This is a genomic window from Burkholderia sp. Bp8992, from assembly GCF_003853705.1.
Taxonomy (GTDB): Bacteria; Pseudomonadota; Gammaproteobacteria; order Burkholderiales; family Burkholderiaceae; genus Burkholderia.
The window spans coordinates 107,708-123,047 of the sequence record NZ_QTQI01000002.1; the positions used below are offsets into that span (position 1 = coordinate 107,708).

The 15,340-nt window shown below is 62.5% G+C and carries 9 protein-coding genes; 2 read left to right on the top strand and 7 right to left on the bottom strand.

Translation table 11 applies throughout. From position 1 onward, the window contains the following. Window positions 1–391 precede the first annotated feature (391 nt). The 3 genes from DIE03_RS03380 to DIE03_RS03390 are packed head-to-tail and all read right to left on the bottom strand — an operon-like array spanning window position 392 to window position 2,239. Window positions 392–700: a YciI family protein gene (locus DIE03_RS03380; protein ID WP_124447477.1), complete on the bottom strand. Its 309-nt coding sequence runs from the start codon at window positions 698–700 to the stop codon at window positions 392–394. Between the two features lie 12 nt (window positions 701–712). Continuing rightward, the gene (locus DIE03_RS03385) at window positions 713–1,357 is read right to left on the bottom strand and encodes an FMN-dependent NADH-azoreductase (RefSeq protein WP_124447479.1); all 645 of its coding nucleotides are present in this window, start codon (window positions 1,355–1,357) and stop codon (window positions 713–715) included. 51 nt (window positions 1,358–1,408) lie between these two features. After that, window positions 1,409–2,239 carry an alpha/beta fold hydrolase gene (locus DIE03_RS03390; protein ID WP_124447481.1) on the bottom strand — a complete coding sequence of 277 codons (831 nt, stop codon included), beginning with the start codon at window positions 2,237–2,239 and terminating at the stop codon, window positions 1,409–1,411. Between the two features lie 122 nt (window positions 2,240–2,361). Here DIE03_RS03390 and DIE03_RS03395 point away from each other — a divergent pair, with 122 nt between their 5' ends. Continuing rightward, the gene (locus tag DIE03_RS03395) at window positions 2,362–3,408 is read left to right on the top strand and encodes a GlxA family transcriptional regulator (protein ID WP_124447483.1); all 1,047 of its coding nucleotides are present in this window, start codon (window positions 2,362–2,364) and stop codon (window positions 3,406–3,408) included. Window positions 3,409–3,744: 336 nt separating this feature from the next. Beyond that, complete coding sequence (locus tag DIE03_RS03400) at window positions 3,745–4,341, top strand: plasmid pRiA4b ORF-3 family protein (RefSeq protein WP_124447485.1); 597 nt, start codon at window positions 3,745–3,747, stop codon at window positions 4,339–4,341. Between the two features lie 252 nt (window positions 4,342–4,593). On the opposite strand, the gene DIE03_RS03405 is transcribed toward DIE03_RS03400, so the two are convergent. The 4 genes from DIE03_RS03405 to tssH are packed head-to-tail and all read right to left on the bottom strand — an operon-like array spanning window position 4,594 to window position 15,334. Then, on the bottom strand, window positions 4,594–9,183 hold the full coding sequence (locus DIE03_RS03405) for an RHS repeat-associated core domain-containing protein (protein ID WP_124447487.1): 4,590 nt from the start codon (window positions 9,181–9,183) through the stop codon (window positions 4,594–4,596). A 12-nt stretch (window positions 9,184–9,195) separates the two neighbouring features. Next, on the bottom strand, window positions 9,196–10,461 hold the full coding sequence (locus tag DIE03_RS03410; protein WP_124447488.1) for a hypothetical protein: 1,266 nt from the start codon (window positions 10,459–10,461) through the stop codon (window positions 9,196–9,198). Window positions 10,462–10,475: 14 nt separating this feature from the next. Further along, entirely contained in the window at window positions 10,476–12,680 is a 2,205-nt protein-coding gene (gene tssI, locus DIE03_RS03415) for a type VI secretion system tip protein VgrG (RefSeq protein WP_124447490.1), read from the bottom strand. Beyond that, complete coding sequence (tssH, locus tag DIE03_RS03420) at window positions 12,677–15,334, bottom strand: type VI secretion system ATPase TssH (protein ID WP_124447492.1); 2,658 nt, start codon at window positions 15,332–15,334, stop codon at window positions 12,677–12,679. Before tssH ends, tssI begins: the two co-directional genes overlap by 4 nt. Window positions 15,335–15,340 lie beyond the last annotated feature (6 nt).

The following is a 15,340-nucleotide window of genomic DNA, read 5'->3' on the forward strand; positions in this document are numbered from 1 at the left end:
AATGGCATCTCGCGCGGCGACGTGGTTGTGGCTGTCTTCCGGATCCTGCCGTATGCGCTCAAGCAAGCCGGCGGTTCGCTCGGGAGCGTCGATGCGAATGGACATCGACGGCCTGGATGTCTCAGCAAAGAGCCGGTCAGCGTGGCGACTCCGTCAGACGTGAAGAAGCGCCCGATCGATGGCTGGCGGGATGCATTGCCGCGCGTGCCGGACCACGCTGGAACGGCGTGTCCGTCGCGCCCGTGGAAGGATCGAAGTCTGGGCGAGAGGCTGATGTGGGCCGCGAAAGAGTTGCGGCACTTCGGCTATCGCCCGGATGTCGGCTCACGGTACGATTGGTCACAGAATTCCGCCGCGTGTAAGCGTGAGCACGTCCCGCAAATGAAGCCCATCATATCGACCTTGCGCCTGCTGCCCAGCGTGCAGGAAAACCTGCCGCACATAGGGCAGGTTCGCAGCAATGAGCGTCGAACGTGGCCAACCCGTGAATATGGAATGGGTCTTCGGCAATCATTTTCTCGATATCCCGTGGTTGGCCCGCATACGCGAGCACGAAGCCGCCGTTCTCTTCATGCAGCGGACCCGCGGCAAGGATATTTCCCGCCTGGGCGTATCTGACGAGCCATGCCTTGTGAGCATCGAGATGCGCCTGGATCTCTTCAATCGGACGGACGTAGCCGAGCTTGATGGCGAACAGCATAAGCGACCTCTGTTACTGGATGGTTTGCGCACCGGACGTGCGTACATTGACGAGTACCTCGGTCAGGGACGCCCTGGCGAGTGCGATGCCCTGGTCCCGAGCGGCTTGACCTTTCGATACCCCCTCTGCCCGTACGAACCGGACGTCGGTGATGCCCAGGAAACCGAGGAACGCTTTCAGGTAGCTTTCCTGGAAGTCCATGTGCGCGAGCGGTGCTTCCGCGTAAAACCCGCCGCGCGCAGAGGCCACGATAACCTGCTTGCCGCCCGCCAGGCCGACCGGGCCGTTTTCGGTATACCGGAACGTACGCCCGGCCTGGGCCACGCGATCGAGCCATGCTTTCAACTGGCTAGGTACCGAAAAGTTGTACATCGGCGCACCGATGACAATGACGTCGCTCGCCAGAAACTCTGTGACGAGTACTTCGGATAGCTGATGTTCGTGTGCGGTGGTGTCGTCGAAAGCACCGACGTCGATCTGGCGAAATCCGGCTGCGATCGGACCGGTGAGATGCCGGATTTCGTCGCCGACGAGATCACGGTACGTCACCTGCGCCGATGGATGCTGCGCCCGGAGACCAGCTACCACGACCGCGGACAGTTCTCGCGTGATGGAGCTGCTGCCGAGTATGCTCGAATCGAGATGAAGGATGTTCATTGAAGCCTCGCTGACAGGGGAGGAGGGAAGCGCGTCGAAACGTGCTGGAATTCATTGCGATGCCTTCCGGGCGGCTAGATCGATCAGCCTCGCGACTTCGTCCGGGTGAGACAGCATCGACATGTGGCTGGAGCGAATCGATGTGACGGTTGCGCCGATGTGCTGCGCAATGGCTTGCTGGACGGCGGGCTTCAGCGCATTGTCGTTGGTGGTTCGCAGATACCAGACAGGCTTGTCGTGCCATGCCGCGTGCTGGATCTTCGCGGTGAAGCAGGCCGCCGCGACAGGCTGCTGGACCGATGCCAGGACTCGAGCCTGTTCAAGCGGAACGTCTGCTGCCATGACGTGCTGAAACGCTCGTGCATCGTCGAGCCAGATCAGCCCCTGGGCGTCCGGTGTGAGACCGGTCATCGGCGCGTTGAGGCGTTGCAGAAGGTCGGCGACGGACTCACCGTTGTCCGGTACCAGCGCGGACAGATAGACCAGGCCTTTCACATTGGCAGCATTGCCTGCTTGCGTGATGACCGCGCCGGCCCAGGAATGGCCCACCAGCAGGACGTCGCCGGTTTGCCGATGCAGGACGCTCTCGGTGGCGGCAACGTCGTCTGCCAGCGAAGTGAGCGGGTTTGGCACGGCAGTGACGCGGTAACCCATGCGCTGCAGCCTGACGATCACCGGGCTCCAGCTCGATCCATCCGCAAAGGCGCCATGCACGAGGACGATGTTGCGCACAGCCGGCGCTGTAGTCGCTGCCGCATGAGCCGTCGTCAGCGTCGCCGTGAAGGCCACGGCAGCAACCAGTCGGCTGAACCATACGGATCGACGGCGCGCTCTTCTCTGAAGGAGCGAGTCCGGGCAGTCGTGAAGCAATGGGGGTTTCATGTGAAAGCGAATCGTTGAGAAGACGTGCCAAATTTATCTGGCTTTAACGAACCGTTGAAGGTGGCAAACTCGCCAACATTCATGCAAAATTCGCCAACACTCCCCGAGACACGGAGCGCGCCGTGCGCATAGGAATCGTTGCAGTCGAGGGCAGCCTGCTCTCTGCCATTAGCGGCCTTGTTGACCTGTTCTGGATGACGGAGCAGGCGTTACGTGCACCACCCGCCGATGCGTCATATGACCTTTCTGGCCAAGTCCACCCAACCTTCGAGACCATCGTCGCAAGCGCGGATGGGAAGGCCCGGTGCGACCCGCAGGGCCGGTTGATTCCGGTCGACGCTTCGTTTCGGGAATTGACGCATTGCGACGTGGCGCTTGTCACAGGCATGGCGCTGGGGCCGGACCGGCTTCCCCCTGTATCCGCATCGATCAGCCACGCGGCAACATGGCTGCGAGAGCTTCATCAGGCCGGTGCACTGGTGGGCGCTGCGTGTGCAGGTACCTTCGTACTGGGAGAGGCCGGGTTGCTGGACGGAAGGCGTTGTACGACCACTTGGTGGCTCCACCATGCGTTCAGGCAGCGGTTTCCCAAGGCATGCGCGGTTTGGGGCACTGCAGTGGAAGAGCAGGATCGGATCGTGACGACAGGCGGTCCGCTGTCCTGGGTGGATCTGGCCTTGCACGTGATCAGACGCGAGGCAGGGCCCGATGTGGCCCGTCTCGCGGCAGATATCTCCGTGGCCGACAGCTTGCCGCTGCCGCAACTGGTTTATGCGCCCCGCGGGTTCGTCAATGCCACCGACCCGCTGCTTCTGCAAGCAGAGCAGATCGTTCGCCATGCTAGCCCCGGATTGTCCGCTGAAGCGCTGGCGAGCGCGCTAAGTCTCAGCGAACGGACACTGCATCGGCGGCTGAAGGGCTTGACCAACGAGTCACCCAAAGGGTTCATTACCCGCGTGCGGATCGAAATGGCCTGTGTGTTGCTCGAGCGGCCGGGAGCGAGCATTAAGCAAGTCGCATCGCAATGCGGCTACAGTGACGAAACATCATTCCGACGGGCCTTCGGTCAACTTACCAGTATGACGCCGGCCGATTACAGGCGCTGGGCGAGTGGGCGAAACCCAAGACGTTTGCGCCCATCCCACGATAGCGACCTGGGCCGGGAATGACGCTACCGCCGAGGGGCCTGGTCGCGGCATTTCGCTGCAGCTAGGGACGTTACACATCGATTTGAAGCACTTCGACGGTCGACTGACTTCGCCTCTGGCGATCCGATAGAACTTCAGGCGGATCACTTTGCCGCTGGTCTGCTAATGCCATCGTCGCTTTTCGTGAAGGAGGCCGGTAAGTACTCCGATGGCTTGGGCGCGATTGAAAAACTGGCGGAGGTCTGCAAGGCTTCACTCACTGCGTCGGCAAACGATGTCGGATTCTCGCTCCCAAGTAGATCCTGGCGAATCATCCTAGGGCGATAATAGTGCGGATTCCCGTTCTCCGGAGATCAAATGCCGAAATCGTTCCAGCGCTTCACCCTCAAAGTGACGCTTCAGCACATCGATCCACCCATCTGGCGTCGGATCGAAGTCGAAGGAACTGAATCGCTGCGCAAGCTGCATCACATTCTGCAAGCAGCTTTCGGGTGGGAAGACACCCATCTCCACGACTTCCTGATCAATGGCATGACCTACGCCATGTTCGAGATCGATGACGTGGCGGACTTCGCTGACCCGGGCACGACTGCAGATGACCGGAAGATTCGTCTGCAGGCGATCCTGAAGCCAGGTTCGCGCTTCGTCTACCGATACGACTTCGGGGACGGCTGGAATCACACCGTCGTCGTCGAGAAGACGGAAACGATCGAGGGCCAACCGTGGGGAGAAGCCCAAGTCATTGGCGGCGCCCGTGCTTGTCCGCCGGAGGACGTTGGCGGTCCATCGGGCTATGAGCGGTTCCTGAATGCGCTTTCCAACGATCCGGACAGTGAAAAGGCAGAGCGTTATCGAAACTGGATCGGGTCCGGCTTCGACGCGGAATTGTTCGATTTGCGTGCTGCCAATGCAGCGCTGTTGCGCATGGCTTCCAACCGTTGGGGCAATCGGTAACTCGGACTGCGTCAAGACTCTGGGCGGAATGAAGACGGTGCGGCTGGACTTCATGACTCTAATGAGACTGCCGTATGTCTATAGAACCTTAGCGCAACGCCGATAAGTACCATCTACTGAGCTCAGTGTTGCGCTGAAGCGGCTGATCTGCGGCGCGGAACGCAACACCTCAAAATGTACCAGTTGTTATGTCGATAATTCACGTTATGTAAAATAACGAGGGCCCAACTTTCACGCATCGGCCGATGCCGATCACGGTTGTGACCAGCCGGTGCTTTTCGGCGCGTTGGCGACCGTGCCCGCCGGCAAGTATCCGTATTCCTCCCATTCTTCAGCCGTTCTCGTATGTACTGGGACGCCGCCGATTTCGACGACACCATTGCGAGTGACGATGACTCCGTGCCTTTCACCAAACCAATTGTCCATTTGATTTTCCCAGGCGTCCTGCAAACCGAGGAGTTCCGGTTCGCCTGAATGTTTGCTCGTGACGTGTCCGGCTTCGATGGTCGGCCCATTCGCCCAGTCGATGAGATCTTCGTGCTTGCGCGAAGGCGGACGCGTGAATGCCTTGATCCTGTTGCCGGCGGCGTCTTGTCCGAGCAGAAACCGCAACGGATGATCGGCTTTGGCCCAGATTTTTTCCAGCGCCCATTTTCTGAATTCGCTCTTGCAATCAGTCCCGTGCGGATCGATCCACGAATACGGATTGGGGGCGAACATGTAAGGATTGCGCCCGCCTTCGAGGCCGATCGGATCCGGGCTGATGAAACTCCCGGTTGCGGGATCAAAGTAACGGTGCCGGTTGTAATGCAGACCTGACTCCTTGTCGAAGTATTGCCCTTGCAATCTGAGCGGCTGGCCAGCAGCCGCTATCGTGACGAGTTCCGTCGCGGCTCCCGTCGGGCTGTAAGATGCCTCCCAGGCAACCTTGCCGTGGAGGTCATGCATTCGCACTGGCGCGCCGTTTGGATCGTTCTGAAAAAAATACGTTACGCCGGGTTGTGGTAACGAGCCCGTGGTCGATGTCGCCTCCTTTCCTGCAATCAAGTCGGTATGTACCGTTGCAAGCGTTCGGAATGTTCCCGGGTAATGCACCCATTCACGTGCGTAACCCGGCGCGGGTGCCGATCCTGGTGTTGGCTCCGTTTGATGGCCGCTCGCGCGCTCTACGGTCGTATATTCGCCCACGAGCGTATTACAGTCCCAGAAGAAGCGACTGATGTGTGATGGAGATATCGATTTTTCGCCGCCTGGCGATTCCACATTCGTTATTTTGCGCACGCGTCGCTGAAATGGATCGTACTCGTAATGTGCACGGATGCGAGCCGGCAGTCCTTGTGCGTCTGGAACATCGAGTCGTACCGCGACCAACTCCTCCAGTTGCCCCGCTGCATCCCAATGCAGCGTCATCTCCTGACTGCGGTTGTGTCGCCGTATCAAGTTTCCCGCTCGGTCGTATTCGTGGTGCTGTCCGTCGTATTCGCCTTCACGGACCCAGATCCCGCCTAATCCTGGATTCGTGGCACCTGCCGCGAGGCGTTCGCGGACTCGCGTTTTCAGCAGATCGCCGGCAGGATCGCGCAACAAGCGATTGAGACGTCCGAAGGGATCAAGATGCTCGGTCAGACGGCCCAGAGGATCATATTGAAAGTATTCAGTATTGCCGCGAGCATCGCGTTTTTCGACCAACTCGCCATTCGCATCGTACAGGTACTCGCTTGTGAGCAGCGTGATGGCCCCGGCCGAGGTCAACAGAATCTGGGACGCAAGCCGGCCGTTGGATTCATATGAGAGTTCGCGCTGCAAGCCGGCACTCAAGTGCTCGGTTCGAGCCTGACCGAGCGGATCCCGGTCGATGACAACCGGCGCGGCGCCGTCGATCTGGATAGAAGCCACTGCATTTGACGCATCGTACGTATAACGTACGACATGCTCGATGATGTCGCTGCCGGCAACAAGTCGAGTCGCGCGTTCGATTCGGTTGCCCGATGCGTCGTATACGCTGGCGATCGTAAAGGCACTGCCCTGCTCTACGTCATACTGACATTCTTCCGTCACCCTACCGTCTTCGTCATGGCGGATTTCGACACGACTGAACAGGTTCTGCGCGAGCACCAGATCTCCGTTCGAATCGTACGAAAAGCAATCGCTGGATACGCCGTCATCACGTGTCGGGTTTACTGCGCGCTTCTGGATGAGACGGCCGGATCGATCGTAAGCGTATTCGATCGTTTGCCCGAGCGGGTCGATGCTGTGAAGCAGTTCGCCGGCCGTGCCGTAACGATAGCGACGCGTTTGTCCCCAATAGTCGGTCTCTTCGACGATACGTCCCAGTGCATCGCGCACGAGTTGATACAGTTCCCCGCGCTCATTGACGACACCGATCAACTGTTGCTCGGTGTCGTACCGATACTCCACCACGCTCCCATCTGGTGCCAGCCGTTTGCGCATCTGACCCAGCGCCGCATATTCCATTTGCGTAACCTGGCCGTTGGGGTCACGATAACGCGTCAGGTTGCCATCGGCGTCATACTCAAGAAGTATCTCCCTGGCGCCAGGCTCGATTGCTCGAGTCAGATTACCGTTGCGGTCGAATTCGTAGCAGCTGACCTGATTTATCGCGTTGATTTTTCGGGTGACGTTGGCCCGTGCGTCGTGGGCATAAGTCGTATGGTGGCCGAGCGCATCGATGACTTCGATCAGATTGCCATCGTTGTCGTAGGAAAAATGCATCGTTGCGCCGCGGGGTTCCGTATGCGATATCAACTGCCCGTGCGCATCGTAGGCATACCGTGAATTTGCACCTGCAGGCGAAATCTGTCTGAACAGCCTGCAGCACTCGTCCCATTCGTACCGCCATTGCCGCCCACCCGGAGCCGTGATGGATACCACGCGCTGATCCGCGTCGTACGATGCGCGCACGACACTCCCGTCCGGTCGCGTTCTCGCAAGCAAATTGCCATACAGGTCGTACTCCCACGAGGTGGTGCGTGCAGTTGGATCGACGCTTTTGCTAGTGCGCCATTGCGTATCGTACAGGTAGCTCGTGACACCGCCGAGAGGATCGATTCGGTACACCGGCAAGCCGCGCTCGTTCACCTGCAGGATTGTCAGGTTTCCTCTGGAGTCGGTGATCCTGGTTTCGTGACGATCGATATCGTAGTCGAAGCGATAGTCGAAAATCCCGTTATCGCCCCATGCATGATCGACACGCCATACTTCGTCATCATGAAGTCTATGAGTGTAGTAAAACGAAACGCCAGCGGGGGTCGAGTGGCACGACAGCCGATGACCTTCAATGTACGCGAATTGATGCGGCTGTCCCATTGCATCGATCACGGAAACGAGATTGTCGTTCCGATCGTGCTCGTAACCGACCAGTGGATGAGCGCGACCGTTGGCGTCGATCAATATCAGCGCGTTGAGCAAATGTGCCTGCATCCTGGTCGGGCCTGTTGTGTCCGATTCGCACCAGATCGCTCGTCCACTTGCCCCGTTACGCATCCACTCGAGCAGGCGGGTCAGCGTGCCGTCCGGCCTTCGCTCGAACACCCAGGCGTTACCGTTGAGGTCTGCGATTTTTGCGACGGGTAGCGTCAACGCAGCATTTTCCCCAGACATTGTCTTCACCTGCTGCCGGTGGATGGGCAAGACGAATTCGTATTCGATTCCGGCGCGCGTTCTCATGACGAGCCGCTCGTCGCGTCGATATAGTGCATATCCATACTGCCAGTCGTAGACGCGCGCAGGCCAACCGGCCGAGCCCGGCATCGTATCGAATGCCGTCGCGTGTTCAGGGAGATATGCCGCAACGCCCGTTGCGTCGCCGGTGTGCCCAAGCAGTTCCAGTCGAATGTCGGCCGGTGTCTGCCAGCCGGCGCCGATCGCCCCTCGCCACGTATCGTGACTCGCGTAGCGCCGGCTCCAGACGAGCGGTAACCGTCCGGCTATCGTGAAGTCGTGTTGCTCGACGATCACCTCGCCGGTAATCGAATCGACGGGCTCCGCATCCAGTACCTTGCACCGCAGGAACCCCGGCTTCAGATGCAATTTATCCGCCAGCGTCTTCGCCCACTCCGACCCGCGAAACGCCTTGAACAGCCCCTTCGCCAGCGCTGCCATGTTGACGATCGGCGGCCCGCCCACCAGCACGGGGCGTCCGGTCGGAATCGGTAGCATGAACGACGTCGGCAACGACAGGTGCTCGCGCTTCGTATGCGCGCCGTTGTGCATCGGCGGCTCCAGCCCGACCGCCCAGCAGCTCATCGCCGGCAGTGCCAGGAATGCCAGCGGATCGTTGTTCGCGAGCACGGTTTTGCTGCCCATGTACGCTTCCGCGTCGTTCGACGGATCCGGGTCGGGCGGCGCGAACGATTCACCGAGCGGAAAATGCAGCGATGGTGCATGAAAGGCATGCGTGCCTGCTGTCGCCCGCAGCATCCCGTTCACGAAGATCGGCCGCCCGGCGACACTGCCCATTCCGACGCCTGCACCCATCGCGTTCGCGACGCCGGCAGCGATTGCCGCGCCCTTCAGTGCCTGTGCGACGGTCGGATCGCTTGCCAGCTTTTTTGCTTCGTTGGAGACCGAAGTGACCGCGTCGTCGAGTTTTTTGGCGTCTTCCGGATGGTGTTCGAGATAGTCGACCGCCTTTTCCTCGATGATCGTGAAGGCGATCGAGCCGATGACGCCCAGTGCGGCGTTCACGTACTCGCGCAGGTCCAGCATGTACCCGATATGGGGGTGCGGCAGGAACACGGGCGTCGGGCTCGGCGCGACAAGCACCGAATGCAGGTCAACGCCGACGACCGGATCGAGATGCTTGACCGCTGGCAATTCCATGGGCGTCCCCGTTCAGCGGCTGCCGCGCAACGCGGCGACTTTCTCGCCGAGTTCGGCCCTGCGCCGGTCGAACGCGTCGACCTGCGAAACCATCCATTCGACGACGAGCGGCAGATTGCTGTTGACGCGCATCGCATCGTTGAGCATCAATCCCGCGTCGAGCGCGTTGAAGCCGGCTTCCAGCGCATGCTCGTGCTCCCCTGCCCGCTCCCAGGACACGGCGCTCATGCGCCACGCTTCGACGGTCATCAGTGCATCGTGTGCGGCTGTCGTGGCAGCCGCTGCGCGCTCGTAGCAATAGGCGGCGCGCGCATGATCCTTGTGCGTCAGATGTACGCTCGCTTCGCCGAACAAGCCGTTCGCGACGAGCTTGTGTCCGACCGGATGACCTGCCTCGACCGCGCGCATGCCGCTGCCGGCCGCACGCTGATAGGCGTCGATCGCCTGTTCACGGTCGCGCCATTTCAGGTAGGCGGCGCCGGCGATGAGGTGCACGACGACGCATTGGTCGAACCACTCCTCGCGCTCGGCCACCTTCAGCGCCGCGGTGCGGAGTTCCTCGAGACGAGCGGGACTACCACCTTCGATCGTCTCGCTCATCGTAACGAACAACCGCCGGAATTCGCCGCTTGCGCCGCGTTCACCGGATTCGGCCAGCAGCTCGCGCGGCACGCTGGCCATCGAATATCGACCGTGCACAATCTTGACGAGCGTCGGATGATGCTGGACCAGCGGGGCGAACGGCTCGATGTTGGTCCGGAGCACGACAAAGCGCAGATGCTCGGCGAGCGGCGGCGATGCGGCGACGGTGGACAACAGGCGATCGATCCACCGTACCCAGGCGGCTTCGTCGTCCACGCGGGCCGGCGCAAGTACGAAAACCAGCGCGGGGAACACGTCCGGGTGATGTTCGATCAGGCTGTTGGCCACTGTCAGCAGATACCCCACCGGATCCGCGCCATCGAAGAACGGCGGCTGCCAATCGGCGCGCATCCCCGGCGCACCGGACGCGTCGCGGCAGCTGTCGTAGAAGGCAATCAGTTCGTCGGTTAGCACCTGTGCGTAGCCAGCCTCGTTCGTGAACGCCGCATGCATCGTTCGCACCGCGCACGACGTGTCTTCCTGTGCCTGAAAATACAGCCGTACCAGCGGCGTATCCGCTTTCTCCGTATGCCAGACCATCAACCTCGCGGTCTTGTCCTTCGCGAAACTCATCCAGTCCGTATGCGCATCCATGAACCTGCGTTCCACCGGATTGGTCGGCTGCCAATTCTGCATTCGTGCGGCCTCCGTCAAGGATTCAGCTTCAGGACCGTGCCTTCGACCGTGTGCTCGCCCGTAGCCGACGACGTCACCTTCGTCCCGCGCACGCTGTGGCTCTCGGAGCCAGTCGACGCGACATTGACGCCCTGGATCGTGATCGTGCCGTCGCTCTTCATCACGATGCTCGACATCCCGCAGACGAGCGAAAGCTGGTCGCCGGCGTTGACGAGCACCTGATGCTGTACGTTCGTCGTGTGGTTCGCGCCGACGTTGACGGTGTGTTCGCCGCCGACCGTGTGCGTATGCGCGTTCGCGATCGTCGAGGTGCGCGCACCGATCTCTTCGGTATGCGTGGATGCGACCTGCGTCTTCATGTCCTGTGATGTCGTGTGATAAAGCTGCCCGACGTTCAGCGTCTTGGCCTCGCCGATCGTCTCGGTCTTGCCTTTCGCGACCGTCTCGTTGTGCACGCCACCGATGGTCGCATCTCGATTGGCGGCGATCGCCACGGATTCGTTCTGTCCAACAGTCCGCGTGCGATTCCCCGTCACCCCATGCGTCTCGTTCGCGCCGATCTGCGCGACCCGGTTCTGCCCGATATTGACCGTCTCGTTCTGCCCCACACTGCGTTGCCGGTTGTTCTTCACGTGCATCGTTTCATCGTTCCCGACCGTATGCGTATGGTTGTTCCCCACCGACAGCGTGTGATCGGCCTCCGTCTCCGCATCGAAATTCCGTTCCGCATGCATCCACAGCTGCTCGGCGCCCTTCTTGTCCTCGAACCGGAACGCATTCGCATGGTCGGTCGTCCCGCCTGGTGACGATCGCGACAGCAGCCCGCTCTGCGTCGCACTCCCCGGCAGTCCCCACGGCGGCATCTTCTCGCCGTTGAAAACCCGCCCGGTGACGATCGGCTCATCCGGATCGCCATTGAGAAAATCGACCACCACCTCATCGCCCACTCGCGGAATCTGCACACCGCCGAATCCACCACCGGCCCAGGGACTCGACACCCGCACCCAGCACGACGAATCCTGATTGCTCTGCCCGTACCGGTCCCAGCGAAACTGCAGCTTCACGCGCCCGTACTGATCCGTCCAGATTTCCTCGCCCGGCGGCCCGACGACGGTCGCCGTTTGCGGGCCGTTGGTGCGAGGTCGCGGCGTATCGCGCGGCGACCGGTAAGGCAAGCTCGACGGCTGCACGAGCATCATCGTCTGATGCACGACGGCCGCCGCACCTTGGTCGCTCGCATACGCGTTCTCCTGAAACCGGTACTGGCATCGCACGATCAGGTACTCGCGGTTCTGGTCCGCTCGCGGGCAATGCGCGAGCGTGAACAGGTAACCCGGCGCGGCACCGAGCACGTCGGTATCCGCACTCGCCCGCTCGTGTTCGGCCTGCTGTTCCTCGAGCCTCACGCGGCTGTAATGGGCACCGGGCGCGTCATCGCGATAGCCGCCCGGCCATTCGAACGACGCGAAGCTGTCGTGATCGTGACCACGCGGATCGACCTTCTGCGCCGAAAGATCGGCGCGCGGCTTCGTATAGTCGTAGTCGGTGGTCTGGTGCTTGCCGACACTGACCTCCTGCGCGGGCAGCCAGCCGTTGATATGCTCCTCGTCCGCGATCGCGGTGCGGTCGCGCGCGATGTACGGAATCGTCTCGTAGCCTGGCAGCGCGGTATGCGACGACATCGCGTCGCCGAGCATCAGCGTATGCGTGTCCTCCGCATGCCGGAACCAGTAATAGATGCCCTCGAACTCCATCAGCCGCGACACGAACGCGGCATCGGTCTCGTTGTACTGCACGCAATACTCGCGCGGCGCGTACGTTTCCGCGAGATGGTTCTCGATCGGAAAGCCGTACGTCGACAGCACTTCCTGCACGATCTCGGGCACGGTCTTGTGCTGGAAGATCCGGCAATCGGAGCGTCGCGTCGCGAGCCACAGCCATGGGCGCACGATCAACTCGTAGCCGTAATGCCGCTCCGCGCGGCGGCCGGCGAGCGATGCGCGGGCAACGATGCCGCTCAGGTAGCGTGTCGACTGGTCCTGCTGCTCGATGCGCACCGTCACGGGCTTGCCGAGCATGTCCTTCAGCGACAGGCTATGGCTGTCGGCCAGCGCCTCGATCCGGAATTCGAACAGCCGGCCGAGTTCGTCGCTGCCGTCGAGCGTGTGGAATTTCAGGTCGTCGCCGTGCGGGCTGTCGAGGGTGAATACGCGATTCACGTCGTGACCTCCTCGTCGAACCGGTAGGCAAATTCGCCGTCGGCCGCGCTCACCTCGATCGAGGCCAGCACACGCCCTTCGAGCATGGCCTGCAGGATCGCGCGGCTGATGCGCGGCATCACGGTATGCGTGAGGATCGCGTCGACCAGGCGGCCGCCGGATTCGATGGTCCGGCAGCGTTCGACGATCAGCGCGGTCGCCGCGTCGGTACAGTGGAGCCGGATGCCGTGATGCGTGTCGATCCGCTTCTCGATGCGCCGCAACTGCAGTGCGACGATCCGTGCGAGCGTCGCGTCGGTGAGCGGGTAATACGGCACGACGGTGAGCCGCCCGAGCAGCGCGGCCGGAAACACGTCGAGCAGCGGCGCGCGCAGCGCATCGGCGAGCGTTTGCGCGTCGGGCAGGCGCTCGGCGTCGCGGCATAGCGCCATCACGCGATCGGCGCCGACGTTCGACGTCAGCAGGATCACGGTGTGCCGGAAATCGATGTCGCGTCCCTCGCCGTCCTCCATCCCGCCCTTGTCGAACACCTGGAAGAAGATCTCGTGCACGTCGCGGTGGGCCTTCTCGATCTCGTCGAGCAGCACGACGCTGTACGGCCGCCGGCGCACGGCCTCGGTCAGCACCCCGCCCTGCCCGTAGCCGACATAGCCGGGCGGCGCGCCCTTCAGCGTCGACACTGTATGCGCCTCCTGGAACTCGCTCATGTTGATCGTGATCGCGTTGTGTTCGCCGCCGTACAGCGTGTCGGCGAGCGCAAGCGCGGTCTCGGTCTTGCCGACGCCGGACGGGCCGCACAGCAGGAACACGCCATGCGGCTTGGTCGGATCGTCGAGCTTCGCGCGTGCGGTCTGGATGCGTTCGGCGATCAGTTCGACCGCATGCCGCTGGCCGACGACGCGTTCGCCGAGCGTATCGGCAAGCTTCAGCACCGCCTGCGTCTCGTCGCGCACCATCCGGCCGAGCGGAATGCCGGTCCAGTCGGCGACAACGGCCGCCACGGCGTGCATGTCGACGGCGGGCAGCACGAGCGGCGTATCGCCCTGCAGGTTGGCCAGCGCCTGCTGGGCGGCGGCGAGGCGCGCCTGCGCGGCGGTACGGGCGTCTGCATCGAGCGCGTGGGACGGATCGTCGTCGAGCAACACGGCACGCGATTCGACGACCGCCGCCAGCGCGGCTCGTTCGGTTTGCCAGCGTGTGTCGAGCCGGTCGAGTTCCGCCTGTGCAACTGAAATCTCGGTGTCGATCACATCGCGCCGTGTGGCATCGCCGGTACCGAGCGCACACTCGCGCCCGATCCGTTCCTGCTCGACGCGCAGGCCGTCGATGCGGCGTCGTGCATCCTCGACCGGTGCCGGCACCGCATGCTGGCTGACGGCAACGCGCGCGCAGGCCGTATCGAGCAGGCTGATCGCCTTGTCCGGCAACTGGCGGGCGGGAATATACCGGTGCGACAGCGTCACGGCAGCCTGCAGTGCGTCGTCGAGCACGAGCACGCGGTGATGGGCCTCGAGTTTTGCAGCCAGGCCGCGCAGCATCGTCAGCGCGGCCGCTTCTTCGGGTTCGTGCACGTGGACGAGCTGGAACCGCCGCGTCAGCGCGGGATCCTTCTCGATGTACTGCTTGTACTCGGACCACGTGGTCGCGCCGATCGTGCGCAGCAGGCCGCGCGCAAGCGCCGGTTTCAGCAGGTTCGCGGCGTCGCCGGTGCCGGCTGCGCCGCCCGCGCCGACGAGCGTATGCACTTCGTCGATGAACAGGATCGCCGGCCGCTCGGACGACATCGCTTCGTCGATCACGCCGCGCAACCGGCTCTCGAACTCGCCCTTCACGCTCGCGCCGGCCTGCAGCAGCCCGATGTCGAGCAGGTACAGCGCGACGTCGCGCAGCGACGGCGGCACGTCGCCGGCGGCGATCCGCAGCGCGAAGCCTTCCGCGACGGCCGTCTTGCCGACGCCGGCCTCGCCGACCAGCAACGGGTTGTTCTGCCGGCGCCGCAGCAGGATGTCGACGATCTGGCGGATCTCCGCGTCGCGGCCGACGACGGGGTCGATCTCGCCGGCCCGTGCACGGGCGGTCAGGTCGACGGCGAAGCGTGCGAGTGCGGAGCCTTCGGCGGCGGTCGCGCCACGTGCAGCGGTGTCACCACGCCGAGCGGATTGAGACGCCGGCTGCGCCTCCGGCGACCCGTCGACGATCGATTCGAGCGCGTCGGCGAGCACGTCGGGCACGATTCGCTCGAATTCGCGCGTGATCGCCACGAGCACGTTGCGCAACTGCGGCGTCTTCAGTATTGCGAGCAGCAGCACCGCGCCGCGAATCCGCGTCGCATCGTATTTCAGCGTCGCATAGACCCACGCGCGCTCGACCGCGTCGTCGATGTGCGCCGACAGGTCCGACACCGATCCCGCGCCGCGCGGCAGCTTGTCGAGCGCGGCGACGAGCCCGCGGTCGATCGTGGCTTCGTCGATCTCGAAGCGTCGCAGCACGCGCTGCAGGTCGCCGTCGGGCCGCTGCAGCATCTGCTTGAACCAGTGCGCGAGTTCGACGTACGGATTGCCGCGCAGCCGGCAGAACCCGGTCGCCTGCTCGAGCGTCTCGTAGAGGAACGGATTCAGTTTTCCGAACAGGTTGACGCGGCCGATATCGGACATGACGGC